General features: G+C 52.8%; 4 tRNA genes. All 4 read left to right on the top strand.

Annotated features, from left to right (window positions below):
- Positions 1-13 precede the first annotated feature (13 nt).
- The 4 genes from ATCC9714_RS16625 to ATCC9714_RS16610 all read left to right on the top strand — a co-directional run bounded on the left by ATCC9714_RS16625 (position 14) and on the right by ATCC9714_RS16610 (position 371).
- Positions 14-90: transfer RNA gene (locus ATCC9714_RS16625), tRNA-His, on the top strand.
- 4 nt (positions 91-94) lie between these two features.
- Positions 95-168, top strand: a tRNA-Cys gene (locus tag ATCC9714_RS16620).
- 25 nt (positions 169-193) lie between these two features.
- Positions 194-282: transfer RNA gene (locus ATCC9714_RS16615), tRNA-Leu, on the top strand.
- Positions 283-295: 13 nt separating this feature from the next.
- A tRNA-Met gene (locus ATCC9714_RS16610) sits at positions 296-371 on the top strand.
- The last annotated feature ends 2 nt before the right edge of the window (positions 372-373 follow it).

The raw sequence follows: 373 nt of genomic DNA, 5'->3' as shown, positions 1-373 counted from the left end.
TCGACCAATTATGGTGGGTATAGCTCAGTTGGTTAGAGCGCCAGATTGTGGCTCTGGAGGTCGTGAGTTCGACTCTCATTATCCACCCCAATAAGGCGACATAGCCAAGTGGTAAGGCAGTGGACTGCAACTCCTTGATCCCCAGTTCGAATCTGGGTGTCGCCTCCAAATGAAGTTTTACAACCAAATAGATGCCGAAGTGGCGGAACTGGCAGACGCACAGGACTTAAAATCCTGCGGGACTTACCTCTCGTACCGGTTCGATTCCGGTCTTCGGCACCACTTTAAATAATATCGCGGGGTGGAGCAGTTGGCAGCTCGTCGGGCTCATAACCCGAAGGTCGCAGGTTCGAGTCCTGCCTCCGCAACCATT

The sequence above is a fragment of the Paraclostridium sordellii genome (genome assembly GCF_000953675.1).
Taxonomy (GTDB): Bacteria; Bacillota; Clostridia; order Peptostreptococcales; family Peptostreptococcaceae; genus Paraclostridium; species Paraclostridium sordellii.
This window is presented reverse-complemented; position numbering and strand designations above follow the sequence as displayed.